Below are 24,322 nucleotides of genomic sequence, written 5' to 3' on the forward strand. Positions count from 1 at the left end.
GCCTCACATGGCTGTGCAGACTGTCGCAAGCACCACCGACACCTCCGCTTCCACCCCCTCCGCCGCCTCCCCGGTCGACCTCGGTCCCGCCGCGGCGCTCTCCTGCCGCGAGTGCGGTCACCGCGTGCCGCTCGGTCCGCTCTTCGCCTGCGAGGAGTGTTTCGGCCCGCTGGAGATCGCCTACGACTTCTCGGCGTACGACACCGAGGAGCTGCGGAAGCGGATCGAGGCGGGCCCCGCGAACATCTGGCGCTACGCGCCGCTGCTGCCCGTCCCCGCCGACGTGGCGACCAAGCCGAACATCAACCCGGGCTGGACCAAGCTGGTCAAGGCCGACAACCTGGCCCGCGAGCTGGGTGTCGAGGCCGGCAAGCTGTTCGTCAAGGACGACTCCGGCAACCCGACGCACTCCTTCAAGGACCGCGTCGTCGCCCAGGCCCTGGAGGCCGCCCGCGCCTTCGGCTTCACCACCCTCTCCTGCTCCTCCACCGGCAACCTCGCCGGTGCCGTCGGCGCCGCCGCCGCCCGCGCCGGCTTCCGGTCCTGCGTGTTCATCCCGCACGACCTGGAGCAGGGCAAGGTCGTCATGGCCGCCGTCTACGGCGGTGAGCTGGTCGGCATCGAGGGCAACTACGACGACGTCAACCGCTTCTGCTCGGAACTGATCGGCGACCCGGCCGGCGAGGGCTGGGGCTTCGTCAACGTCAACCTGCGCCCGTACTACGCGGAGGGTTCCAAGACCCTCGCGTACGAGATCTGCGAGCAGCTCGGCTGGCAGCTGCCCGACCAGATCGTCGTCCCGATCGCCTCCGGCTCCCAGCTGACGAAGATCGACAAGGGGCTCCAGGAACTGATCAAGCTCGGGCTGGTCGAGGACAAGCCGTACAAGATCTTCGGCGCCCAGGCCGAGGGCTGCTCGCCGGTGTCCACGGCGTACAAGGCCGGGCACGACGTCGTACGCCCGCAGAAGCCGGACACCATCGCCAAGTCGCTGGCCATCGGCAACCCGGCGGACGGGCCGTACGTCCTCGACATCGCGCGCCGCACGGGTGGCGCCGTGGAGGACGTGACCGACGAGCAGGTCGTCGACGCGATCAAGCTGCTCGCCCGCACGGAGGGCATCTTCGCGGAGACCGCCGGCGGTGTGACGGTGGGCGTGACGAAGAAGCTGGTCGAGGACGGCGTACTGGACCCGTCGCTGACCACGGTCGTGCTGAACACGGGGGATGGTCTGAAGACGCTGGATGCGGTGGCGGGTACGGGGTTGACCGCGACGATTCGTCCCAGCCTGGATTCGTTCCGCGAGGCCGGTCTCGTTTGAGGGACCACTCCACCGTTTTCGTCTGCGGGCCGGTGGGGGCTGGTCGCGCAGTTCCCCGCGCCCCTGGACAATCACCTGACCGGAGGTTTTGAAGTGAGCGTCACCGTTCGTATCCCGACCATCCTGCGCACCTACACGGGTGGGCAGGCCGAGGTCAGCGCCGACGGCGCGAACCTCGGGGAGGTCATCGCCGATCTGGAGAAGAACCACACCGGCATCGCCGCCCGCGTCCTGGACGACCAGGGCAAGCTGCGCCGCTTCGTCAACGTGTACGTCAACGACGACGACGTGCGTTTCGAGCAGGGCCTCGAGACCGCCACGCCGGACGGCGCGGGCGTCTCCATCATCCCGGCGGTCGCCGGCGGCTGACACGCCTCGTAGTGTCCATTGCCCCCTCCGTGAGAGAAGCGGAGGGGGCAATTCCATGTGATTGAGCGCGGTAGAGTTGGGGAACGCGCTCCCGATCGAAAGATCCGGAGCCCTGAATTCCTGCTTTGCGCCCGACAAGATGCAGCCAAAATGCAGGCGCATTTCGCGGCTTTTGCTCCTTTTGTGACACCCGACTTGACCCGAATTCAGGCGAAAGCTCGCCATATTGCGGACCGGGTGCGTCCAGATTTCTCGTCCGATTGACCTGTTGCAGACGGCAGTTGGACAGATACATTCAGCCGCGGTCGACGCGTTCCGGCGCACGCCCCCAGTCGTGGGGGGTGAGGTCTGACCCGGGTCCGCGAAGTGCGGATCTGTGCAAGGGCCAGTAATAGGGGAGTTAGGCATGGCTCAGGGCACCGTCAAGTGGTTCAACGCGGAGAAGGGGTACGGCTTCATCGCGGTCGACGGTGGTGCGGATGTTTTCGTCCACTACAGCGCGATTCAGATGGACGGCTACCGCACCCTCGAAGAAGGCCAGCGGGTCGAGTTCGAGATCTCGCAGGGTCAGAAGGGCCCGCAGGCCGACATGGTTCGCCTCAGCGCCTGAGACGTTCGGCCACCGCAAGCAAACGGTTCTTCTCCGAAGGGCCCGCACCTCACCCGGGGTGCGGGCCCTTCGGGCTGCCCGGACGGACCCCCGGTTCCCTGTTCGCGGGTGGCTGACCGAGGGCGCCGATCCCCGAGAGGCGCTTGCACTCGATGGGGGCGAGTGCTAATCATTGGCGTTAGCACTCTGAAGGTGAGAGTGACAACGAAGGACCGGGTCGGTGAGGCCCGCGGGCCGGGTGGGGAAGGAACCACGAGGCCGGCGAGCCGTCCGTCGCGGGCGCGGGCGCGGTCCGAAGGAATCACCCCCAGTCCTGGAGGGACCACTTCACATGGCCAAGATCATCGCGTTCGACGAGGAGGCGCGGCGCGGCCTCGAGCGCGGCATGAACCAGCTCGCGGACGCCGTCAAGGTGACGCTCGGCCCCAAGGGCCGCAACGTCGTCCTCGAGAAGAAGTGGGGCGCGCCCACGATCACCAACGACGGCGTCTCCATCGCCAAGGAGATCGAGCTCGAGGACCCGTACGAGAAGATCGGCGCCGAGCTGGTCAAGGAAGTCGCCAAGAAGACGGACGACGTCGCCGGTGACGGTACGACCACCGCGACCGTTCTCGCCCAGGCCCTCGTCAAGGAAGGCCTGCGCAACGTCGCGGCCGGCGCCAACCCGATGGCCCTGAAGCGCGGTATCGAGAAGGCCGTCGAGGCCGTCTCCGCCGCCCTGCTGGAGCAGGCGAAGGACGTCGAGACCAAGGAGCAGATCGCCTCCACGGCCTCCATCTCCGCCGCCGACACCCAGATCGGCGAGCTCATCGCCGAGGCCATGGACAAGGTCGGCAAGGAAGGCGTCATCACCGTCGAGGAGTCCCAGACCTTCGGTCTGGAGCTGGAGCTCACCGAGGGTATGCGCTTCGACAAGGGCTACATCTCGGCGTACTTCGCCACCGACATGGAGCGTATGGAGGCGTCGCTCGACGACCCGTACATCCTGATCGCCAACTCCAAGATCGGCAACGTCAAGGACCTGCTGCCGCTCCTGGAGAAGGTCATGCAGTCGGGCAAGCCGCTGCTGATCATCGCCGAGGACGTCGAGGGCGAGGCCCTGTCGACCCTGGTCGTCAACAAGATCCGCGGCACCTTCAAGTCCGTCGCCGTCAAGGCCCCGGGCTTCGGCGACCGCCGCAAGGCCATGCTCGGCGACATCGCCATCCTCACGGGCGGCGAGGTCATCTCCGAGGAGGTCGGCCTCAAGCTGGAGAACGCGTCCCTGGACCTCCTGGGCCGCGCCCGCAAGGTCGTCATCACCAAGGACGAGACCACCATCGTCGACGGCGCCGGCTCGACCGACCAGGTCAACGGCCGCGTCAACCAGATCCGCGCCGAGATCGAGAACAGCGACTCGGACTACGACCGCGAGAAGCTCCAGGAGCGCCTGGCGAAGCTGGCCGGCGGCGTGGCCGTCATCAAGGCCGGTGCCGCCACCGAGGTCGAGCTCAAGGAGCGCAAGCACCGCATCGAGGACGCCGTTCGCAACGCGAAGGCGGCCGTCGAGGAGGGCATCGTCGCCGGTGGTGGCGTGGCCCTGCTCCAGGCCTCCCAGGTCTTCGAGAAGCTGGAGCTGTCGGGTGACGAGGCGACCGGCGCCAACGCCGTGAAGCTCGCCCTGGAGGCCCCGCTGAAGCAGATCGCCGTCAACGGTGGTCTCGAGGGCGGCGTCGTCGTGGAGAAGGTCCGCAACCTGACCGTCGGCCACGGCCTGAACGCCGCGTCCGGCGAGTACGTCGACATGATCGCCGAGGGCATCATCGACCCGGCGAAGGTGACCCGTTCCGCGCTGCAGAACGCCGCCTCCATCGCCGCGCTGTTCCTCACCACCGAGGCCGTCATCGCCGACAAGCCGGAGAAGGCCGCCGCGGGCGGCGCTCCGGGCGGCATGCCGGGCGGTGACATGGACTTCTGATCGACCGGTTCCGGTTGATCGACCGTCCAGTACGGACCGAGGGCGGCACTCCCGACAGGGGGTGCCGCCCTCGGGCGTTTGTGGGATCGGTCCACTAGCCGGCCTCGCCCTCCGGGCCGCCGTCCGCCGAGGTGGCCTTGTCGGGGACCAGGGCGAGGCTGACGATGTGCCGGACGCGGCCGTCCCCGGCCTCGTGCCCGGCGCGGCGGGCGACCACGGCCTCCAGTTCCGCCACCAGTTCGGTGAACTCCTCGGGCGTCGCCCACACCGCGCCCTGCCGGTACAGGACGCCCTCACGGGCGGGCTCGGTGTCCTCGCGCGCGAGATAGCGGTCGAAGTCCGCCATCATCGCCCCGGTGAAGACGGTGAAGGCCTGCCGGTGGTCCTCCTTGGTCATGGCGGTACGGGCGTCCTCGTCGACGAGGGCCTCGTCCTGCCGCACCCGGTAACTGCGCTCGACGGTGCCGCGCACGCGTCTTTCGTGCACGACCTCCAGGATGCCCGCCCGGGTGAGGGTGGCGACGTGCCGGTACATCGTGGCCGGCGAGACGTCGGGCAGCCGGTCGCGCAGCTGGGCGGTGGTCAGCTCGCCGGCGCCGACCAAGGTCTGCAGGATGCGCATCCGGACGGGGTGGAGGAGGAGATTCGCGGTAGCCATGCTCCTATGATCTCACATCTGATAACGTTCTCGTAGTTGAGAGCAATCGGTCGTGCGCCGGTTGCCCGATCGAGAGAGGCGGAGCCTTGCCCGAGATCGACATGACGGTCGCCGCGGACGACGGGACCCCGCTGGCCGGCACCCTGACGCTGCCGTCCGGCCCGGGCCCGTACCCCGCCGTCCTGCTGCTGCACGGCTCGGGCCCCCTGGATCGCGACGGCAACACCCCGAAGCTCGTGATGGACCTGGGCCGCCCGATGGCCGACGCCCTCGCGGCCGCGGGCATCGCCACCCTGCGCTACGACCGGCGCGGCACCGGCGCGACGCCAGGTGACTGGCGGGCCGCCGGCTTCACCGACAACCGCAGGGACGCCGCCGCGGCCCTGCGCGCCCTGGCCGCCCGCTCCGACGTCCGCGGCGACGCGGTCGGCGTGGTCGGTCACAGCGAGGGCGCCCTGCACGCCATGACGCTGGCCGCCCGGACCGAGCTGCGCGCGGTGGTGCTGCTGGCCGGCTTCGCCGGCCTGGGCGAGGACGCCTTCCGCGGGCAGGGCCGCTCCGTGGTCCGGAGCATGCCCCTTCCCGTCCGGCTCCTGTCGCGCCCGCTGGGCGCGCTGGGCAACCGGGTCCTGGCCCGGCTCAAGAGGACCCGTACGGACGTGGCGCGCGTCGCCGGCGCCCCGGTCAACGCCCGCTGGATGCGGGAGATGCTGGTCCACGACAGCCGCGACGACCTCGCCGTCATCGACGCCCCCGTCCTGGCCGTCACCGGCGACAAGGACATCCAGGTGGACCCGGCCGACCTGGACGTGATCGGACGACTGGTGCCCGGCGGCGCCGAAACCCACCGGATCGCCGGCCTCACCCACGTGCTGCGCGGCGACGCCGGGCGCCCCACCCTCGGCGCCTACCGCCGGCTCCTGCGTGAACCGGTCGACCCCGCCCTTCTCGCGCTCGTCACCTCCTGGCTCACCCGTCGCCTGGACGCGACCCCGCGGAAGCCGCCCGTCGAGGAGCGGTCGACCTCCTCCTGACCCCGGCGCATGGCCCGCCCGCTGTCGCTTCCCTCCCTTTCGTACGCACCCACGAACGCGTGGCCCCACTCGAAGGATGCTTTGGCATGCCCACTTCACATACCTCCCTGGCCGCGGAAGCAGTCGCCCCCGCGGCCGCGTCCGTCCCCGAGTTCGCGTCCGCACCCCCCGGCGCAGCCGACCGCAGGCGCGCCGACCTGGTCCTCTTCATGTTCATCGCCTTCGTCGTGAGCTGGGGCGCCTGGGGCGCGGCGGCGGTGATCGGCGGACCGGCGGCGAACGGTGAACCCGCCTACGCCCCCTTCCTGCTGGGAGCCTTCGGCCCGTTGATCGGCGCCCTGGTGATCCGGGTCCGCCGCGGACGCCGCGGTGAGCCCGTCCCCGCGCGCGCGGTCCGGTTCCGGGCGTCGAAGGCGCTGCTGTGGACGCCGCCGCTGCTGATGCTGGGCTCGGCGACCGTGCTGGCCGCCGCCCTGCTGGGGCACGCGGCGGGCGACCCGGCGCTGAGCTGGAGCAATGCCCAGGACGTCATGAGGGACATGGGCGGGCCCGCGGCGTTCCTGGTGAGCATGCTGGTCTCCGGCCCGCTCTCCGAGGAACCCGGCTGGCGCGGCACCGCCTACCCGAGGATGCGTGCCACGACGGGCCGCCTGCGCATCGGCGTGACGCTGGGCGTGACCTGGGCCGTGTGGCACCTGCCGCTGTTCTTCATCGACGGCACCGTCCAGAACGACCTCGGCCTTGCCACCCCGAGCGGTCTGCTCTTCGCGGTCAGCAACATCCCGATGGCCATGCTGGTGACCTGCGCCTACGAACGCGCCGGTGTCGTCGCCTCGATCGCCGTGCACTTCGCGGTCAACACGACGATGGTCCTGCTGAGTGTGACCAGCCCCGTGACGCAGGCCCTGCTCATCGGCGTGCAGTCGATCGTCGTCGCGCTGCTCCTGAGGGCCGGCCGCGACTCAGCGACCCGGGTCGCGTTGTGACCTGAGCCACTGATGGCGGTTGGCCGGAATGGGCGGGGTGGGTGGCCGGTTGTCCCCGGCAGGTTCATGCGCATGCACATACCGCTCGGTACCTCCAGAGGAGCTCCCACGTGACCGTCACCGCCGCCGACGCCGCCTCGCGCGCCGCTCAGATCCTCGCCCGCCCGGCCACCATCAACGGCCTGACCGTCCCCAACCGCATCGCGATGGCTCCGATGACCCGGATGTTCTCCCCGGGCGGCGTCCCCGGCGACGACGTGGTCTCGTACTACTCCCGCCGTGCCGCCGCCGGTGTCGGCCTGGTCGTCACCGAGGGCACCTACGTCGGCCACGACTCCGCCGGACTCAGCGACCGCGTGCCGCGCTTCCACGGCGAGGAGCAGCTGGCCGGCTGGGCGAAGGTCGCCGAGGCGGTGCACGCGGCGGGTGGCACCATCGTGCCGCAGCTGTGGCACATCGGCATGGTCCGCAAGCAGGGCGACCAGCCCTTCCCCGAGGCCCCCGCCGTCGGCCCCTCCGGCCTGCGCATCGGCGAGGACGAGGTCACCGGCAAGGCGATGACCCAGCGCGACCTGGACGACGTCGTCGGCGCCTTCGCCGACGCGGCCGCCGACGCCGAGCGCATCGGCTTCGACGGCGTGGAACTCCACGGTGCCCACGGCTACCTCATCGACCAGTTCCTGTGGGCGGGCACCAACCGCCGCACCGACGCCTACGGCGGCGACCCGGTCTCCCGCACCCGCTTCGCCGCCGAGATCGTGGCCGCCGTCCGCGAGAAGGTCTCCCCCGAATTCCCGGTGATCTTCCGCTACTCCCAGTGGAAGCAGGACGCCTACGACGCCCGCCTCGCCGAGACCCCCGAGGAACTGGAGGCCATCCTCGCCCCCCTCGTCTCGGCCGGCGTCGACGCCTTCCACGCCTCCACGCGCCGCTACTGGCAGCCCGAGTTCGACGACTCCGACCTCAACCTCGCCGGCTGGACCAAGAAGCTCACCGGCAAGGCCGCCATCACCGTCGGCTCGGTGGGCCTGGAGGGCGAGTTCCTGGGGTCCTTCCAGGGCGAGGGCGCCGCGCTCGGCAGCCTCGACAACCTCCTGGACCGCATGGAGCGCGACGAGTTCGACGTGGTCGCCATCGGCCGCGCCCTGCTCCAGGACCCGCAGTGGGCCCAGAAGGTCCTGTCCGGCCGCTTCGGCGAGCTGACCCCGTTCGACGCGGCGTCGCTGAAGGCCCTCAGCTGACCCGGCCCGCTCCGGCGGCGCACCGCGGCGTAAAGTCCGTGGGATCACCAACTACTGCCGTACGTACGTTCAGCGGCGTCCAGTGAGGGAGTGATCCATGACGAACCCCGAGGCCCCGGAGCCGGTGGTGCGCACCGCCGCCGGTGCGGTGCGCGGCCGCGTGGAGGACGGCCTGGCCGTCTTCCGAGGCATCCCGTTCGCCGAGCCTCCCGTGGGCGAGGCCCGGTTCGCCGCCCCGCGACCGGCCCGCCCCTGGGACGGCGTCCGCGAGGCCCACGCCTTCGGCCCGCCGCCCCCGCAGGACACCGGGCTCGCGGGCCCGCCCGCCGCCCTCCCCGAGGGCGACGACTGGCTGACGGTCAACGTCTGGACCCCCGCCCCCGATCCGGCCGCCCGCCGCCCGGTGATGGTGTGGATCTACGGCGGCGCCTACCGCCTGGGCCACTCCGGCAGCCCCGGCTACGACGCCCGCCGCATCGCCGAGGACGGCGACCTCGTCGTCGTCACCCTCAACTACCGCGTCGGCATGGAGGGCTTCGCCCACATCGACGGCGCCCCCGCCAACCGGGGCCTGCTCGACCAGGTGGCCGCGCTGGAGTGGGTACGGGACAACATCGCCGCGTTCGGCGGCGACCCCGGCCAGGTCACGGTCTTCGGCGAGTCGGCGGGCGCCGGTTCGGTGGCCTCGTTGCTGGCCATGCCGCGCGCCGCCGGGCTCTTCCACCGGGCCGTCGCCCAGAGCGTGCCGGGCACCTTCTTCTCCGACGAACTCGCCCGCGACATAGGCACCGTCCTCGCCGCCGAACTCGGCCTGCGACCCACCGTCGCCGACCTGGCGGCCGTGGACCCGGCCCAGCTGGTCAAGGCGGGCCAGACTCTCACCCCGAGGATGCACCAGTACCTCGACCGCTGGGGGCAGGCCGCGCCCACCTCCACCCCGTACTCCCCGGTCGTCGACGGCGACGTCCTCCCCGTCACTCCGTGGCAGGCGCTGGCGTCCGGCGTGTCCCGGGAGGTCGACCTGATCGTCGGCCACAACCGCGACGAGAACCGCCTCTTCACCGCCATGGCGGGCAAGCTGGGCGGGATCGGGGAAGAGCGCGCGGGCAAGGCGCTGCGGCTGTACGCGCCGGGCGGCGAGGAGGCCTGTCGCGCCGCGTACCCCGGCTGGTCCGCGAACGACCTCTACGAACGCGTCCAGACCGACTGGCTGTTCGCCATGCCGTCCCTGCGCCTGGCCGAGGCCCATCTCGCGGGCGGCGGCCGCTCCCACGTCTACGAGCTGACCTGGCCGGCTCCCGGCAACGGCGGCGCCCTCGGCGCGTGCCACGCCCTGGACGTGCCCCTGCTCTTCGGCACCTTCCGGGCCGACCTCGGCCTGCTCCTCTTCGATGGAGCGGAACCGTCGGCGGAGGCGCTGGCGCTGTCCTCCCGTTTCCGGTCCTCCTGGACGTCCTTCGCCCGCACCGGCGACCCCGGCTGGCCGGCGTACGACACACAGCGGCGTCTGGTCCAGGTCCTGGACGCGGAGCCGGCCGTCGCGCCGTACCCGGGGGAGGCGTCGCGGCGCCTGTGGGAGGGGTACGAGTTCGCTGCGCTGCCTCTGCTGGTGCCGGGGGCGTGAACAAGTGGCCGTGGGGCCGCCCGCTTCTTGGTCAGTGTCGTGCTTCCGCGAGCCGAGTAAAGGGCGCTCCCTGCGGTCGCGTCGGCTGCGCCGATGGGCCTGCGGCCCACCCTTGACTCGGCTCGCTCCAGCACGGGTGAGAAGCGTGCGGGCGGCCGGAGGAGAACGGGGGTCCCGGGTCCGCCGGTCCCTTACGCCGGCTGCGTACGTGTCCGGCGTGCGGGGGCGCGTCCGCGTCTCGCCAGCACGCCGCGTCGGCTTAGCGGCGACCGGTAGGTGGGTGGTGGGTGGTGGGTGGTGGGTGGTGCGCCCCGGTCCCGGTGGCGGCACGCCACGCCGTCTCGACGACCGACGGCCGGGGGGGGTGGGGGGTGGTCTCGGAAATGGATGACACTTTGGGTCGAAGTGTCATCCGTTTTCGAGAGGTGTGTCCCCGGGGGGCCTTGCTTGGGCCGTACTGCCCGTCCGGCGTTGGCCGCCGAGACGGCGTGGCGTGCCGCCCTGGTGCTGGTGCGGCGTATGTGACCGTACCGCCCACTCACCGTTCGCCGCTGAGCCGAGGCGGCGTGCTGGCGAGGCGCGAGCGCGTACCGTCGTCGCCGGGTGCGTACGCAGGGGGCGGCTGATCGTGAACCGGGCTCGGCCACCCGTTCTTCCGGGCCGCTCGCTCGCTTCTGACCCGTGGTGGAGCGAGCCGAGTCAAGGGTGGCCCGAAGGGTCATCGCCGAAGGCGACGCGACCGCAGGGAGCGCCCTTTACTCGGGTCGCGGAGGCACGACACTGGCAAGGAAGCGGGCGGCCCCAACGGTACGTACGAACTCCGGGACGGACGTGTGGGGGAGGTGGTGGCGCACGACGGGTGTGGCGTACGGCTGCGAAGGTCGGTGGGGGCCCTGAGTGGGACTGTCCGGTCGCGTCGCTGGCGGCCGCGCAGGACCCATCAGGACAGCGTGCGGGGCTGGGGGCTGTCCGGCGCCACGATGCGCTCGACGGCGGCGGCCACCAACTCGGACGTCGGCACGGACGCGTTCGGTGAGGACGGCGCGCAGGCCGGGGCGGCGGGTGGCCTCGAGGCGGAGTTCCAGCAGGGCGAGGTAGCCGGTGCGGAACGAGGCGATGCGGTCGACGAGTTCGCGCATCAGGGCGACGTAGGTGTCACGGTCGCGGCCCGCGGTGCGCTGGCGGGTGATGGTGGCCTCGTCGGGGTGGAGGCGTTCGTAGACGCGGGCGCCGGCCTGGGTGAGCAGGTCGTCGCGGTTGGCGAAGTAGTTGGACGCGGTGCCGGCCGGGACGGCGGCGGCCGTGTCCACCGCCCGGAAGGTCAGGCCCCGGGCGCCTTCCGCCGCCAGTACTTCGATGGCCGCGTCGACGAGGGCGGCGCGGCGCTGGTCGTTCCGTCTCACCATGGCTCAGAGGCCGCCCATCGGCTCGATGTCCACCCGTACCGGCGTCCCCCACACCCGCAGCACCTCGTAGTCCGTGAACTCGTGGACCAGCCGGTACGCCATCGCCGCACGGGGAGCCCGCAGTTGGGCCGCGATGTACAGCTCGGCCTCGCGGCGGTCGCGGCGCGGGGTGCCGCACAGCTGCCACGCCTGGCCGTTCCACAGCTCGGGCAGCCAGCGCTGCTGCGGCTGCGGCCGGTCGCCCCGGACGCCGTAGCGGGACTGGACCGGCTCGGTGGCGGGCGCGGCGGGGAGCGGGCCGCCGTTGTACTCGGCGCGGCGGGCGGAGCGGCGGCGGGTCTCGCAGAGCAGGCACAGGTCGGGGGCGGCCTTGTCGACCGGGCCGTTCGGATGCTCGGGGCAGCGGGTACTGGGGGCCGCCGACTCGACGCTCTCCTCCAGCAGGTCCAGCGCCCGCTTCAGGTCCGCGCGGACCTCGTGCAGCTTGGCGTCCGGGGTGTCGGTGCCCAGGGCCTCGCCGTGCTCACCGAGGAGACGCAGGGCGCGGCCCAGGGCGGTCAGCTGGGCGTGGTTCATGTTCCTCAGGGTCGCACACGGGGCGGGCGGCGCCGTCGGGAAGACCGAAGAAGTACGTGGCCAGGAAGCCGACCGCGTACCCGGTGAGCAGTCCGCCGCCGTACACCCCCGCCGTCACCGCCCAGCCCCCGCCGCCCGCGAGGAGCGGGAACAGCGCCCAGCCGGACGGACCGATCGCCGTCGCGCCCACGTCCGTGCCGAGCATCGCGAACAGGCCGACGAAGGCGCCGCCCGCCGCGCCACCCGCGCAGGCGGTGAGGAACGGGCGGCCGAGGGGGAGGGAGACGCCGTAGATCAGGGGTTCGCCGACGCCGAGGAGACCGGCCGGGAGCGCCGATCTGATCGTCGTACGGAGGGAGGTGTCGTGGCGCAGACGGACGTAGACCGCAGCCGCCGCGCCGACCTGGCCCGCGCCCGCCATGGCCAGGATGGGGAGCAGGACGGTGTGGCCCTGCTGCTCGATGAGGGTGGTGTGCATGGGGATGAGGGCCTGGTGGAGGCCCAGCATCACCAGGGGGAGGAAGAGGCCGCCGAGGATCAGGCCGGCCAGAGCGCCCGTGGTCGTCAGGAGCCAGTCCGCCGCCGTCCCGATGGCGGTGGCGACCTCGCCGGCCGCGTACATGAGGACGTAGAGGGTGACCAGGCCGGAGACCAGGACGGTGAGGGTCGGGGTGAGCAGGACGTCCAGGGTGCCGGGGAGGCGGGCGCGGCACCACTTCTCGACGCGGGTGGCGAGCAGCGCGGCCGCCAGTGCGCCGAGGACGCCGCCCTGCCCGGGGGCGAGGGCCGCCCCGAACGCCGTCACCTTCGCCACGCCCGGGTACACGACGACGGCGGCCACCGCGCCGCCCAGCACGGGCGTGCCGCCGAACTCCTTCGCCGTGTCGTGGCCGACGAACACCGCGATCAGCGCCATGAAGGCGGCGGAGAGGGCGGTCAGGGCGGGGGTGAGGCCGGGGAGCCAGCGCAGGTTCGTCAGCAGGCCCGCGAGGCCGGCGACGATGCCGCAGCCGATGAGGGCGGGAATGAGGGGGACGAAGATGTTCGCGACGCGGCGCAGGGCCGTCTTGAGCGGGGTGGCGTTGTGGGCCTTCTGCCGCGCCTTCAGTTCGGCACCGCGCCGGGCGAGTGCGTCCGCCGTGTCGTCCGTCGCCAGCAGGGCCTCGAAGGCCTCCGTCACCCGGCCTACCGCCCCCGGGCCCAGTACCACCTGGTACGACTCGCCGTCCTCCACCACCCCGAGCACCCCGGGCAGCGCCCGCAGCGCCTCGTCGTCCACCCGGGAGCGGTCGGCCAGGCCCAGGCGCAGGCGGGTCATGCAGTGGGCGACGGAGGTGACGTTGGCGGGGCCGCCGACCAGGGGGAGGAGGGCGGCGGCCGTGGAGTGGGGATCCTTGATCACCCCCCGAGCGTGCGGTCAGCCCTTCGTCGCCGCCAGCGCGGCACGCAGGTGGCCGCCGGAGTCCTCCAGAAGGCGGGCGGCCGTCGGGCCGTCCACATCGGCCAGCAGGGTCAGGATCGCGTGCTTGACCTCGCCGTCGGTAGCGGTCAGGGCCCGCTCGATCTCGTCGTCGGCGGCGCCGGTGGCGAGGGCGACGATGCGGCGGGAGCGGGCGCGCAGCTTCTCGTTGGAGGCGCGGACGTCCACCATCAGGTTCCCGTACGTCTTGCCGAGGCGGATCATCGTGATCGTCGACAGCATGTTGAGGACCAGCTTCTGCGCCGTACCGGCCTTCAGGCGGGTCGAGCCGGTGATCAGCTCGGGACCGGTGACGACCTCGATGCCGTGCTCGGCGGCGGCGGCCAGGGCGCTGCCGCCGTTGCAGGCCAGCCCGACGGTCAGGGCACCGTGGGCGCGGGCGTGCTCGACGGCGCCGACGGCGTAGGGCGTGCGGCCGGACGCGGAGACGCCGACCACCGAGTCGTCGGCGGTGAGACCGAGGGCGTCGAGGTCGGCGCGGGCCCGCTCGGCGGAGTCCTCGGCGCCCTCGACGGAGGTCACCATGGCCTGAGGGCCGCCCGCGATGAGGCCGACGACCTGCCCGGGGGCGGTGTTGAAGGTGGGCGGGCACTCCGAGGCGTCCAGCACCCCGAGCCGGCCGGCGGTACCGGCGCCCGCGTAGATCAGCCGCCCGCCGCGCGTCATCCGGGCGGCGATCGCATCGACGGCGGCGGCGATCTCGGGCAGCCGCTCGGCGACGGCGGCGGGCACGGCACCGTCCTCGCCGTTCATCACGCGGGCGATGTCGAGAGTGGGCAACCGGTCGATCTCGGCCAACTCGGGCCGGAAGGCCTCGGTGGTCAGCGTCTCCAACTGGGAACGGAGGTCGGGGTGGTGAGGGGTGGAGGTCATGGGTGCAGCTCTTTCGGTTCGATCTCGATGCTGGGCAGTGCAGCGTCCCAAGGGGCGCGGGGAACTGCGCGACCAGCCACATACGGCCCGCAGCCGCCCGCAACGATCACCCCCTACGGTCTCCCCCGCGCCCCATGCCGATGCGCCAACGCCTCGTAAGAAGCCGCCAGCGCAGGCGCCGCAGACTCATACGTCCGCTGCGCCACCCCCACGAACAGACAGTCCACCACCAGCAACTGACTCGTCCGCGACGACATCGCCGCAGGCCGCAGCTCGCTCTCCCGGGACGTCGACGTCGTCAGCACGTGGTCGGCGTACTGCGTGACGGGGCTGTCCGGCCGCCCGGTGACGGCGACGGTCGTCGCGCCGCGTTCGAACGCGACCCGCAGCGGCTCGATCACGTCCCCGGTCGAACCGGAGTGCGTGATCGCGATGGCGACGTCCCCGGCCCGCAACTGCACCGCGTTGGTGACGGCGAGGTGCGGATCGCCGGGCGCGTGGGCTATCAGCCCTATGCGCAGCAGCTTCTGCGTGAGGTCCTGGGCGACCAGCCCGGACGCGCCGATGCCGTACACGTCGGTGCGCCGGGCGGCGGCGAGCGCGGTGACCGCCGCGCCGAGCTGGACCGTGTCCAGGCCGGCCGCCGTGTCGGCGAGGGTCTGCTGCTCGTCGTAGGCGAGCTTGGCGACGACGTCGGCGATCGGGTCGTCGACCGCGATGTCGGTGGTGATGGCGGGCGCGCGGCCGGACTGCTGCTGGGCGGCGAGACCGGCGAGGGCGAGGCGCAGGTCCCGGTAGCCGGGGTAGCCGAGCAGCCGGGCGGTGCGTACGACCGTCGCCTCGCTGGTGCCGGTCAGCTCGGCGAGTCCGGTGACCGTGAGGGCCGCGCAGCCCGCCGGGTCGCCCGCGACGGCCTCGGCGACCCGCTGCATGGAACGGGTCATCGACGGTGCCAGCGTGCGCACCTTGGCCGCCAGTGCGCCGGGAGCGGGAGGAGAGGCGAAAGTTTCCTTCACGTCATCGGTCACTCATGAAAGATATTTTCGTTTCGGTCCGTGGGTCAAGAGTGCGCACAATGGGTGCATGGACCCCATCAGCCCCCTGGAGCAGGCGCTGCACGCCGCGCGCGCCCTGGTGCTCGCCGACCTGGTTGCGGGCCAGGTCGCCGAGCCGGACGTCGTGTCGCTGGTGGAGGAGTCCGTCGTACAACGCCGTTGGTGGGTCGAGCAGTGGCCCGAGGGCGTCGAGTTCGTGGCCGGGCTGGTCGCGCAGGACGTGCAGGACGCCCTGCTGGAGCGGTACGGACGGTGGCCGCTGTGCCCGGTGTGCGGCTCCGGCGACCCGCACGCGCTGGACGTCGAGCCGGAGCTCGGCCCCGACCCGCACTGGGTGTGCGGCAAGGCGGGTGTGAAGGTCGCGGCGGTCGGCTCGCTGGGCGAGGCCGGCGGCGGCCCGCTGCCGTCGTGAGCGCGCCGAGGACGCCACAGTGACCGTCTACATCGATCCGCCGACCTGGCCGGGCCACGGCCGTATGTGGTCGCACCTGGTCAGCGACGTCTCCTACGCCGAACTGCACGCGTTCGCCGCGCGGCTGGGCGTGCCGCGTCGCGCCTTCGAACGCGACCACTACGACATCCCCGCCCAGCGGTACGCCGACGCGGTGACCGCCGGTGCGCTGGAGGTCAGCAGCCGTGAGGTGGTGCGGTTGCTGCACGGGGCGGGACTGCGCCGGCGCAAGGGCGCCGGCGAGGGCGCCGGTCAGCCGCGCAGTTCGTAGGCGTACTGCTCGGTGTCGTCCCCGGTGACGCGGTGGAAACCGGCGCGGGTGATCACGGCCTGCGAGGCGGTGTTGTCCGGCTCGGTCGTCGCGAACACGGACGTCACCTCGTCCCGGGCCAGCGCCCACGCGGAGAGAGCGCGCAGGCCCTCGGTGGCGTAGCCGTGGCCGCGGGCGGCCTCGGCGAGGTCGTAGCCGACCTCCACCCGGCCGTCCTCGTCCGGTGCCGCGTGGAAGCCCATGCCGCCGACCGCGCGGCCGTCGTCGCGGCGCACGAGCACGAACACGCCCCACTCCGGCCGGTGCACGCCCGCCTCGTACGCCTTCAGCAGCATCCCGGCGGCGTCCCGCGTGCCCTGGTACGGGCCGCCCTCGACCCACGCGAAGCCGCCGTCGCCGCCCGCGGCCAGGTCGGTGGCTGCGGCGGGGGTGACGCCCTGGAGGGTGAGGCGTTCGGCGTCGATCACCAGGTTGTTGCGCCAGCGCCACTCGGTGACCGCCGGGCGTCCGGGCAGGTCGCCGCGGCCGGTGGCCCACAGGAGGGTGTGCCAGGGGTCGGTGCCGGGGCGGACGTGCGGGAAGAGCCGGGTGAGGACGTCCGCGCAGAGGCGGGCGGGCGGCTCGTAGGTGAGGCCGAGTCCCTCGGCGATGTCGTGCGTGTGGAGCAGTACCTCGGCGATCCCCATCGCGGCGAAGCCCTCGCGGTTCGCGCTGCGGAAGGGGTACGGGTGGAAGGCGCGGACCTCGCGCGGGGTGGTGCGGAGGGTGGCGGCGAGCAGGACGCCGGTCGTCTCGACGACGCGCAGGACGCCTTCGTTGCCGGTGCCGTCGTCGAGGGTGATCTCGAAGGGGACGTATGCCTGCGTGGCGCGTCCGGCGAGCTGGCCCGCGTAGGCGATGAGGTCGCCCGCGATGTGCTCGGCCGTCTGCCGGCAGTCCCACTCCAGCCGGCCGGCCCGCACCGCCTCCCAGTCCCGGTCCGTCGCCGTCCGCAGCAGCGCCACGGCGCCCGCGACGGCCTCTTCCACCTGTTCCCCGCCCAAGGTCAGCATGCGGGGCAGGCTACGGGGCCGCATCCCCGCCGGGCGACAGCATTTCCAGCTCGCCGGTGAGGTTGTAGCGGGCGGTCGCCTCCCACTCGCGGCGGCCGTGCGGGGTGTGGAAGAGGGTGGGCAGGTCGAGGAGTTGGCGCAGGATCGCGGCGCGGCCCTCGCGGAAGGCGCCGTCCGGGACGAAGTGGTACTCCTGCCGCACGGCCGCCGTGTACGCGGCGTACGCCGACGGCGGCGAGGCGAGGACCGCCAGATCGGCGTCGCACAGCACCTGGCCGTCGCGGTCGTCCTCGGCCGGGGCGTGGGTGACGGTGAGGCGGACCAGTCGGGCCACCTCGGCGGTCTTCTCCGCCGGGACGCCGGCCTCGGGCAGGGCGCGCTCGGCGAGCCGGGCCGAGCGCTCCTCGTTGGTGGACCGGTCGGGGAGGTAGACGGCGTCGTGGAACCAGGCGGCCAGACGCACCACGGCCGGATCGTCGGCGTACTCCTCCAGTACGTCGATGTGGTCCAGGACCGCCGTGAGGTGCGCGAGCGTGTGGTACCGCCGCTGGGGTTCCTGCCAGCGGGCGAGCAGGTTGTCGGCGTACGGGTACGGATGGGGGTGGCAGGCACCGTCGCGTGCCGGGAGCAGGGCGCGCAGCCAGCGGGCGCGCAGGGCGTCGAGGTCGGCCATGGGGCCATTGTCGCAACGGGGAGGCGAGCGACTACGGTGATAGCCTCTAACTGAATCTTGACTCCGTACCGGAGAGGGCGGCGGACCATGACGCAGGCGCGCACCGAGACACCGCGCGAGCGCTACCGCGCCCAGGTGCGCGCGGAGATCAAGGAGCACGCGCGGGAGCAGATCGCCACGGCCGGGGCGTCCGCGCTCTCCCTCAACGCGATCGCCAAGCGGATGGGGATGAGCGGGCCCGCGCTCTACCGGTACTTCGCCGGCCGCGACGAGCTGATCACCGAACTCGTCACGGACGCCTACCGGAGCCTCGCCGACACCTTCCGGGAGGCCGCCGCGTCCGGCGCCGACCTGGCCGGACTGGCGCACGCCATGCGCGCGTGGGCGCTGGCCGACCCCCAGCGGTACTTCCTGGTCTTCGGCACCCCCGTGCCGGGCTACCACGCTCCCGCCGACGTCACCCGGATCGCCTCCGAGACCATGGCCGTCATCCTCGACGCCTGCGCCGCGCTGCCGTACGAGGGTGACGGGGGGACGGCGTTCGACGCGCACCTCGAGGGCCACCGGCAGTGGGCGGACGGACATCCGGCTCCCCCCGCGGCCCTGCGCCGGGCGCTGTCCTTCTGGACCCGGCTGCACGGCGTGCTGTCCCTGGAGCTGGCCGGTCACTTCACCGGCATGTCCTTCGACCCGGCGCGCCTGTTCGCCGCCGAACTGGACGACCTGACGGCACGCTGACCGCGGGACGGTCGCGCCCCTAACGTGGAGCCATGACGACTCCTGCTGACGTGCACGACGTACGCGACCCCGAACGGCCCGGGCGGCTGCTGGCCATCGAGCGGGACGAACTGGTGCCGCTGCTGCGGTCCCGGACGGACGGCGACTTCGCGCTGCCGGTGGCCGCGTGTCCCGGCTGGACCGTGCGGGACGTGCTGGCGCACTGCTCCTCGGCGCTGATGCGGGCGGTGGAGAAACGCTTCGAGGACGGCGTCTTCTCGCCCGAGTCCAACGACCGCGACATCGCCGAACGCGCCGACTGGACCAACGCCCGGGTCCTCGACGAACTGGAACGCGGCATGACCGAGGCCGGTCCGGTGATCGGCCGCGCGGACGGTGCCCTGGACCTGCTGGCGCTGGGCGAGTGGGTGCACGCGGGTGACGTACGGGTGGCCCTCGGCGAGCCGGGCGCGTACGCGGGGCGCGGGCTGCCCGAGGCGCTGGCCCTGCTGGGCACGCTCACCCGCGACCGCGGCCACGTGCCGCTGCACGCCGACCTCGACGACGTGGACGAGCCGCTGAAACTGGGCGGCGCGAGCGGGGAGCGGCCGCCGGGTCGGTTCATCGGGGACGCGCCGACGCTGGTGCGGCTGTACGCGGGCCGGGCGGTCGAGGACGGCAACGGCTACGAGCTGGCCGGCGTGGAGGCGGAGGAGCTGAACCTCTTCCGGCGGCTGGACGGCTGAGCGACGCCGGGTGGCGGCGTCGGGGAGCCCTGGCCTGCCCATGGGGCGTAGTCTTGGATTGGACTAGACCTGTAGCAGGCCGACGAATGGGGTCCCATGAGCAAGCGTGCAGTCCTGGAGGTGATCGCCCTCGACGTCGAGGACGCGGTCGCCGCCCAGGCCGGAGGCGCGGATCGCCTCGAACTGGTCACCGACATGGCGGCCGACGGACTCACCCCGTCGGCCGGGACCGTCGCCGCGATCCGCGCCGCCGTCGACATCGACCTGCGGGTGATGCTGCGACTGGCGGACGGCTTCGCGGCCGGGGACGTCGAGCGGCTGGTGGGGGTCGCCGGGCGGATGCGGGAGGCGGGGGCGACGGAGTTCGTGCTCGGGTTCCTCGACGCGGACGGTGACGTCGATCTCGGGGCGGTGGAGCGGGTCGCCGGGGCGCTGGAGGGATGCCGGTGGACCTTCCACCGCGCGATCGACCGCGCCGCGAACCGGGACGCCCTGCGCAAGCAGCTCGCGGACTTCCCCGGGCTGGACACGTACCTGACGGCCGGGGCGGCCGGTGGGGTGGACGACGGACTGACCGTGCTGCTCGCCGAGGCGCGGCGGCGGGGGGAGCCGGGGTACGAGCAGCAGCTGCTCGTGGGTGGCGGGCTGCGGCTGGAGCACGTGCCGGGGTTGCTGGACGCGGGGATCGACGGGTTCCACATCGGCGGGGCGGCGCGGCCCTCCGGGTGGGGCGGGCCGGTCTCGGCGGAGGCGGTCGGGGAGTGGCGGCGGGTGCTGGGGGACTGAGCGGCCCGTAGCCGCGGGCAGTCGTGCCGCCAGGGGCGATGGGGGTCCCCCCGCTCGAGCGAAGCCGAGAGTGGGGGAGGGTGGGCGCGGCGGCACCCGGCCAGCGCCGGGCCGCGTCACCCAACCCCCGGCGCCGACGCCGGTCACCATTCGGCAGACGCCCGCAGCTACGCCGCCAGCTGCGGCGGCAAGCCCGACCCGTGGGTCACGATCAGGCCCGACACCGCGCGGGTCAGGCAGACGTACAGCCGTCGCAGCCCCGTCCGCTCGTCCGGTTCGCCATCGACCACGGCACGCGGCTCGTCCAGGACCACGTAGTCGTACTCCAGGCCCTTGGCCAGCGAGGCCGGGACCAGGGTCAGGCGGGTGGCGTGGGTGGTCTCCTCGCCGGGGCCGACGAAGCCGATGCCCGCCGCCCCGAGGGCCGCCGCCAGCTCCGGCACGCGCGCGTCGGCGGCGATCAGGCCGACCGAGCCCTCCCGCGCCAGCAGCTCGCGGCAGGGCGCCACCACGTCCGCCGTACCGGCGTCCGTCCCCCGGACGTCGAAGTACCCCGGGTTCTCACGGATCGACGCCACCGGCGTCAGGCCCGGCGCGATGTGCGGCAGCAGCCGGGACGCGTACGCGATCACGTCCGTCGGCACGCGGAAACCGGCCGTCAGCTCCTCGACCACCGCCCCGTCCTTGCCCAGGTGGGCCAGCGCCTCGGCCCAGCTGCGGGTCGCCCACGGAGTGGTGCCCTGCGCCAGGTCGCCCAGGACGGTCACCGAGCCGGTGGAGCAGCGCCGGCCCACCGCCCGGTACTGCATGGGGGACAGGTCCTGCGCCTCGTCGAGGACGACATGGCCGAGGGAGTGAGTGCGCTCGATCAGGTCGGTGGCTTCGTCGATCAGCACGGCGTCGGCGGGCGACCACTTGGCGGACTTCGCCGAGCGGGCCGGCTTCACCCACAGCACCGCCTTCTGTTCCTCCTCGGTGAGGACGCCGTCCGCGTGCTCGGCGAGGAAGTCCGCGTCGGTCAGCAGGCGCAGGACGAGCTTGGCGGGGTCGACCTGCGGCCAGACGGTCTTCACCACCGCCTTCACGGCGGCGTTGCGCGCCACCGCGTTCTGCACCCGGTCGTCCGGCGCCTCGCCCGCCCGCTCCATCTGCACCAGCACGGCGTGCGCGACGCGCTGCGGAAGGGCCTCGCGGGCGGCGCCGTAGCGGATGTCGCGGGCGAGCAGCTCGCGGACGATCTCCTCCAGCTCGTACGCCGCCACCCGCCAGCGCCGCGAGCCGCGCACCACGACGACGCCCTCGGTGGGCAGGGTGACGTGCGAGTACAGGGCGCGCCGCAGCACCCGCGCCATCCGCGCGTCACCCTTGATCACCGCCGTCGCCGACTCGTCGCTGCCGCGTACCTCGACGTGCGCCACCAGGTCGTCCACGGTGGCCTGGCGGACCGTCAGCTCGCCGAGGGCCGGGAGGACCTGCTCGATGTAGTGCAGGAAGGAGCGGTTCGGGCCGATGACCAGGGTGCCGGTGCGGGCCAGGCGCTCGCGGTGGGCGTAGAGGAGGTAGGCGACCCGGTGCAGGCCCACGGCGGTCTTCCCGGTGCCGGGGCCGCCCTGCACGCAGACCGACCCGGACAGCCCGGCGCGCACGATCTCGTCCTGCTCGGGCTGGATGGTCGCCACGATGTCCCGCATCGGGCCGACGCGGGGCCGCTCGATCTCCCGCTGGAGCAGCTTGCTGGTGGTCTCGGCCTCGGCGGGGTCCGACAGGTGCTCGTCCTCGTACGCCGTGAGGTCGCCGCCGGTGTAGCCGAAACGGCGGCGCAGGGCGACGTCCAGCGGGTTCTTCTTCGACGCCTGGTAGAACGGCTGCGAGACCGGCGCCCGCCAGTCGATCACCATGGGGTCGCCGTCCGGGTCGTGCACGTGCCGGCGTCCCACATAGAAGCGCTCGCCCTCCGCGCCCTCCGCCTGCTCGGCGCCGGGGGAGTGCAGGTAGTCGAGCCGGCCGAAGAACAGCGGGGTCTCGCTCAGGTCGGCCAGCGCCTTGATGCGCTCCTCGATCTGGCTCTCCAGCACGGCGGCGTTGACCCAGTTCGCGGTGACGTCGGTGATGTCGAGGGCCTCGACGTCCTCCCGCATGGCGCGCAGGGCGGACCGCGAGGCGGCGAGGTGGGAGCGCTCTTTGGAGAGGGGGTCTTCGTGGACGGGCGTGGACAAGGGGGTGCCTCCGGATGGCCTGCGGTATGACCTGCGGTACGACCTGCGGTGTGGTGGGCGCGGTTCGCGGTTTCCGCGCGCGGTGGCCGACCGGTTTCCGTCCGGTCGGCGGCGCTCCGTGGGGGAGGCGGGCAAGAGCGGAGAGTGTAGGGGAGCGGCCGGGACACGGGCCAATGGTTTTTCCGACCCCTAGGGGATCGCGTCCTCCGCTCTGGGGGACGCGCTCCCTCCACGGTCGTAGCGCGGGGCCCCGGGGATTGGGCCCGCAGACCGATGCCGGTCGGGGGTGGGCAGTCGCACCATGGAGACATGAGCGCAGCAACCATCTCCCCCGCCCCGGCACCGGGCCGCGCGTCCGGTGCCACGCCCGTGGCCGGCAGCCACCGGCACCGGCTCGGCGACGCCGTGCGCGCCGTGCGGGTGTTCGCGGGTGCCGCCTTCGACGTCGTCATCCTCGGCGAGTACGGCGAGGAGGCCGGCGTCCGCCGCCGCTGAGACCGAGTCCGAGGGTCAGTTCAGGATCTCGTCCGCGTCCATGATCCGGTAGGCGTAGCCCTGTTCCGCCAGGAAGCGCTGGCGGTGGGCGGCGAAGTCCTGGTCGAGGGTGTCGCGGGCGACGACCGAGTAGAAGTGCGCCTGGTGGCCGTCGGCCTTCGGCCGCAGCACCCGGCCCAGGCGCTGAGCCTCCTCCTGCCGGGACCCGAAGGTGCCCGACACCTGGATCGCGACCGTCGCCTCCGGCAGGTCGATCGAGAAGTTCGCGACCTTCGACACGACGAGGACGCTGATCTCGCCCTGCCGGAACGACTCGAAGAGCTTCTCCCGCTGGGCGTTGGACGTGTCGCCCTTGATGACCGGCGCGCCCAGGTGCTCGCCCAGCTCGTCGAGCTGGTCGATGTACTGGCCGATGACGAGGATCTGCTGCCCGGCGAAGCGCCGCACGATCGCCTCCGTCACCTTGCGCTTGGTGTCGGTCGTCGCGCAGAAGCGGTACTTCTCCTCCGCCTCGGCGGTCGCGTACGCGAGCCGCTCGGAGTCGGTGAGGTTGACCCGGACCTCCACGCAGTCGGCGGGCGCGATGTAGCCCTGTGCCTCGATCTCCTTCCAGGGCGCGTCGAAGCGTTTGGGCCCGATGAGGGAGAACACGTCCGACTCGCGGCCGTCCTCGCGGACGAGCGTCGCGGTCAGACCGAGGCGGCGGCGCGCCTGGAGGTCGGCGGTGAACTTGAAGACCGGCGCCGGCAGCAGGTGCACCTCGTCGTAGACGATCAGCCCCCAGTCCCGGGAGTCGAACAGCTCCAGGTGCGGGTAGACGCCCTTCCGCCGCGTCGTCAGCACCTGGTACGTGGCGATGGTGACCGGACGGATCTCCTTCCTCGTGCCGCTGTACTCGCCGATCTCGTCCTCGGTCAGCGAGGTGCGCTTGACCAGCTCGTGCTTCCACTGCCGGGCGGAGACCGTGTTGGTGACCAGGATCAGCGTCGTCGACTTCGCCTGCGCCATCGAGCCGGCGCCGACCAGTGTCTTGCCCGCGCCGCAGGGGAGCACGACGACACCGCTGCCGCCGTGCCAGAAGTTCTCCACCGCCTGCTTCTGGTACGGGCGCAGCGCCCAGCCGTCCTCGGCCAGCTCGATCGGGTGCGCCTCGCCGTCGACGTACCCGGCGAGGTCCTCGGCGGGCCAGCCGAGCTTCAGCAGCGTCTGCTTGATCTGGCCGCGCTCGGAGGGGTGCACGGCCACCGTGTCGGGGTCGATGCGGGCGCCGACCAGCGGCGCGATCCGCTTCGACTTCAGGACCTCCTCCAGCACCGGCCGGTCGGTGGTCGTCAGGACCAGGCCGTGCGCCGGGTGCTTGGAGAGGGTGAGGCGGCCGTAGCGGTCCATCGTCTCGGCGATGTCGACGAGCAGCGCGTGCGGCACCGGGTAGCGGCTGTACTCGACGAGCGCGTCGACGACCTGCTCGGCGTCGTGGCCCGCCGCCCGCGCGTTCCACAGGCCCAGCGGGGTCACCCGGTAGGTGTGGATGTGCTCCGGCGCCCGCTCCAGTTCGGCGAAGGGCGCGATGGCCCGACGGCATGCGCCGGCCTGCTCGTGGTCGACCTCGAGGAGCAGGGTCTTGTCGGACTGGACGATCAGCGGACCATTCACGGGCGGCACCCTTTCGCGTGCGTACGGCCGACGGCGGCTCGGCCAACAGTCCAGTGTGCCTGATCGTCCCGG

At 72.6% G+C, this 24,322-nt stretch carries 24 protein-coding genes; 14 read left to right on the plus strand and 10 right to left on the minus strand.

The window, feature by feature from the left end:
- The first annotated feature begins 7 nt into the window (after positions 1 to 7).
- The 4 genes from thrC to groL all read left to right on the plus strand — a co-directional run bounded on the left by thrC (position 8) and on the right by groL (position 4,257).
- Positions 8 to 1,321 carry a threonine synthase gene (gene thrC / locus KUM03_RS07250; protein ID WP_217246188.1) on the plus strand — a complete coding sequence of 438 codons (1,314 nt, stop codon included), beginning with the start codon at positions 8 to 10 and terminating at the stop codon, positions 1,319 to 1,321.
- A gap of 93 nt (positions 1,322 to 1,414) precedes the next feature.
- Complete coding sequence (locus tag KUM03_RS07255) at positions 1,415 to 1,690, plus strand: MoaD/ThiS family protein (RefSeq protein WP_019326649.1); 276 nt, start codon at positions 1,415 to 1,417, stop codon at positions 1,688 to 1,690.
- A 406-nt stretch (positions 1,691 to 2,096) separates the two neighbouring features.
- On the plus strand, positions 2,097 to 2,300 hold the full coding sequence (locus tag KUM03_RS07260) for a cold-shock protein (RefSeq protein WP_004929928.1): 204 nt from the start codon (positions 2,097 to 2,099) through the stop codon (positions 2,298 to 2,300).
- A 331-nt stretch (positions 2,301 to 2,631) separates the two neighbouring features.
- Positions 2,632 to 4,257, plus strand: a complete 1,626-nt coding sequence (gene groL / locus KUM03_RS07265) for a chaperonin GroEL (RefSeq protein ID WP_217246189.1) — start codon at positions 2,632 to 2,634, stop codon at positions 4,255 to 4,257.
- A gap of 94 nt (positions 4,258 to 4,351) precedes the next feature.
- On the opposite strand, the gene KUM03_RS07270 is transcribed toward groL, so the two are convergent.
- Complete coding sequence (locus KUM03_RS07270) at positions 4,352 to 4,915, minus strand: helix-turn-helix domain-containing protein (protein WP_217246190.1); 564 nt, start codon at positions 4,913 to 4,915, stop codon at positions 4,352 to 4,354.
- 86 nt (positions 4,916 to 5,001) lie between these two features.
- On the opposite strand from KUM03_RS07270, the gene KUM03_RS07275 reads away from it, so the two are divergent.
- The 4 genes from KUM03_RS07275 (at position 5,002) to KUM03_RS07290 (ending at position 9,800) form a co-directional block, all read left to right on the plus strand.
- Positions 5,002 to 5,949 carry a S9 family peptidase gene (locus tag KUM03_RS07275; protein WP_217246191.1) on the plus strand — a complete coding sequence of 316 codons (948 nt, stop codon included), beginning with the start codon at positions 5,002 to 5,004 and terminating at the stop codon, positions 5,947 to 5,949.
- Between the two features lie 86 nt (positions 5,950 to 6,035).
- Positions 6,036 to 6,935: a CPBP family intramembrane glutamic endopeptidase gene (locus KUM03_RS07280; RefSeq protein WP_254398976.1), complete on the plus strand. Its 900-nt coding sequence runs from the start codon at positions 6,036 to 6,038 to the stop codon at positions 6,933 to 6,935.
- Positions 6,936 to 7,045: 110 nt separating this feature from the next.
- Positions 7,046 to 8,176 carry an NADH:flavin oxidoreductase gene (locus KUM03_RS07285; protein ID WP_217246192.1) on the plus strand — a complete coding sequence of 377 codons (1,131 nt, stop codon included), beginning with the start codon at positions 7,046 to 7,048 and terminating at the stop codon, positions 8,174 to 8,176.
- A 97-nt stretch (positions 8,177 to 8,273) separates the two neighbouring features.
- Positions 8,274 to 9,800: a carboxylesterase/lipase family protein gene (locus KUM03_RS07290; RefSeq protein WP_217246193.1), complete on the plus strand. Its 1,527-nt coding sequence runs from the start codon at positions 8,274 to 8,276 to the stop codon at positions 9,798 to 9,800.
- Between the two features lie 755 nt (positions 9,801 to 10,555).
- Here KUM03_RS07290 and KUM03_RS38160 read toward each other — a convergent pair.
- The 5 genes from KUM03_RS38160 to KUM03_RS07315 all read right to left on the minus strand — a co-directional run bounded on the left by KUM03_RS38160 (position 10,556) and on the right by KUM03_RS07315 (position 15,163).
- Positions 10,556 to 11,206 (minus strand): TetR/AcrR family transcriptional regulator, encoded by a 651-nt coding sequence (locus KUM03_RS38160; protein ID WP_254398977.1) that lies wholly within the window; start codon positions 11,204 to 11,206, stop codon positions 10,556 to 10,558.
- Between the two features lie 3 nt (positions 11,207 to 11,209).
- The gene (locus KUM03_RS07300) at positions 11,210 to 11,782 is read right to left on the minus strand and encodes a hypothetical protein (RefSeq protein ID WP_217246194.1); all 573 of its coding nucleotides are present in this window, start codon (positions 11,780 to 11,782) and stop codon (positions 11,210 to 11,212) included.
- Positions 11,730 to 13,184 (minus strand): PTS transporter subunit EIIC, encoded by a 1,455-nt coding sequence (locus KUM03_RS07305; RefSeq protein ID WP_217246195.1) that lies wholly within the window; start codon positions 13,182 to 13,184, stop codon positions 11,730 to 11,732. Before KUM03_RS07305 ends, KUM03_RS07300 begins: the two co-directional genes overlap by 53 nt.
- A 15-nt stretch (positions 13,185 to 13,199) precedes the next feature.
- Positions 13,200 to 14,135 (minus strand): N-acetylmuramic acid 6-phosphate etherase, encoded by a 936-nt coding sequence (gene murQ, locus KUM03_RS07310; protein ID WP_217246196.1) that lies wholly within the window; start codon positions 14,133 to 14,135, stop codon positions 13,200 to 13,202.
- 113 nt (positions 14,136 to 14,248) lie between these two features.
- Positions 14,249 to 15,163 carry a MurR/RpiR family transcriptional regulator gene (locus tag KUM03_RS07315; protein ID WP_100047286.1) on the minus strand — a complete coding sequence of 305 codons (915 nt, stop codon included), beginning with the start codon at positions 15,161 to 15,163 and terminating at the stop codon, positions 14,249 to 14,251.
- Between the two features lie 55 nt (positions 15,164 to 15,218).
- On the opposite strand from KUM03_RS07315, the gene KUM03_RS07320 reads away from it, so the two are divergent.
- Positions 15,219 to 15,602, plus strand: a complete 384-nt coding sequence (locus KUM03_RS07320; RefSeq protein WP_073729636.1) for a hypothetical protein — start codon at positions 15,219 to 15,221, stop codon at positions 15,600 to 15,602.
- A gap of 19 nt (positions 15,603 to 15,621) precedes the next feature.
- Positions 15,622 to 15,912, plus strand: coding sequence for a DUF4031 domain-containing protein (locus KUM03_RS07325; RefSeq protein WP_217246197.1), 291 nt, complete (start codon positions 15,622 to 15,624; stop codon positions 15,910 to 15,912).
- On the opposite strand, the gene KUM03_RS07330 is transcribed toward KUM03_RS07325, so the two are convergent.
- Together KUM03_RS07330 and KUM03_RS07335 are read right to left on the minus strand one after the other, a co-directional pair.
- Entirely contained in the window at positions 15,894 to 16,964 is a 1,071-nt protein-coding gene (locus KUM03_RS07330; protein ID WP_217246198.1) for a GNAT family N-acetyltransferase, read from the minus strand. The genes KUM03_RS07325 and KUM03_RS07330 overlap by 19 nt on opposite strands.
- Before the next feature lie 10 nt (positions 16,965 to 16,974).
- Positions 16,975 to 17,637 (minus strand): hypothetical protein, encoded by a 663-nt coding sequence (locus KUM03_RS07335; RefSeq protein ID WP_217246199.1) that lies wholly within the window; start codon positions 17,635 to 17,637, stop codon positions 16,975 to 16,977.
- Positions 17,638 to 17,724: 87 nt separating this feature from the next.
- Here KUM03_RS07335 and KUM03_RS07340 point away from each other — a divergent pair, with 87 nt between their 5' ends.
- From KUM03_RS07340 to KUM03_RS07350, 3 genes are all read left to right on the plus strand, one after another.
- On the plus strand, positions 17,725 to 18,375 hold the full coding sequence (locus KUM03_RS07340; protein WP_217246200.1) for a TetR/AcrR family transcriptional regulator: 651 nt from the start codon (positions 17,725 to 17,727) through the stop codon (positions 18,373 to 18,375).
- Between the two features lie 32 nt (positions 18,376 to 18,407).
- Positions 18,408 to 19,100 carry a maleylpyruvate isomerase family mycothiol-dependent enzyme gene (locus KUM03_RS07345; protein WP_217246201.1) on the plus strand — a complete coding sequence of 231 codons (693 nt, stop codon included), beginning with the start codon at positions 18,408 to 18,410 and terminating at the stop codon, positions 19,098 to 19,100.
- Positions 19,101 to 19,196: 96 nt separating this feature from the next.
- A complete protein-coding gene (locus KUM03_RS07350) occupies positions 19,197 to 19,886 on the plus strand; it encodes a copper homeostasis protein CutC (RefSeq protein ID WP_217246202.1) in 690 nt (229 codons plus the stop codon).
- Between the two features lie 167 nt (positions 19,887 to 20,053).
- On the opposite strand, the gene KUM03_RS07355 is transcribed toward KUM03_RS07350, so the two are convergent.
- Positions 20,054 to 22,102 (minus strand): AAA family ATPase, encoded by a 2,049-nt coding sequence (locus tag KUM03_RS07355; RefSeq protein WP_217246203.1) that lies wholly within the window; start codon positions 22,100 to 22,102, stop codon positions 20,054 to 20,056.
- A gap of 309 nt (positions 22,103 to 22,411) precedes the next feature.
- Between KUM03_RS07355 and KUM03_RS07360 the strand changes: the two genes are divergently transcribed.
- Positions 22,412 to 22,597: a hypothetical protein gene (locus tag KUM03_RS07360; RefSeq protein WP_007390268.1), complete on the plus strand. Its 186-nt coding sequence runs from the start codon at positions 22,412 to 22,414 to the stop codon at positions 22,595 to 22,597.
- Between the two features lie 15 nt (positions 22,598 to 22,612).
- On the opposite strand, the gene KUM03_RS07365 is transcribed toward KUM03_RS07360, so the two are convergent.
- Positions 22,613 to 24,250 carry a DNA repair helicase XPB gene (locus KUM03_RS07365; RefSeq protein WP_217246204.1) on the minus strand — a complete coding sequence of 546 codons (1,638 nt, stop codon included), beginning with the start codon at positions 24,248 to 24,250 and terminating at the stop codon, positions 22,613 to 22,615.
- Positions 24,251 to 24,322 lie beyond the last annotated feature (72 nt).

Origin of the sequence: Streptomyces sp. AC602_WCS936 (assembly GCF_019049125.1) — a bacterium.
Classification (GTDB): Bacteria; Actinomycetota; Actinomycetes; order Streptomycetales; family Streptomycetaceae; genus Streptomyces.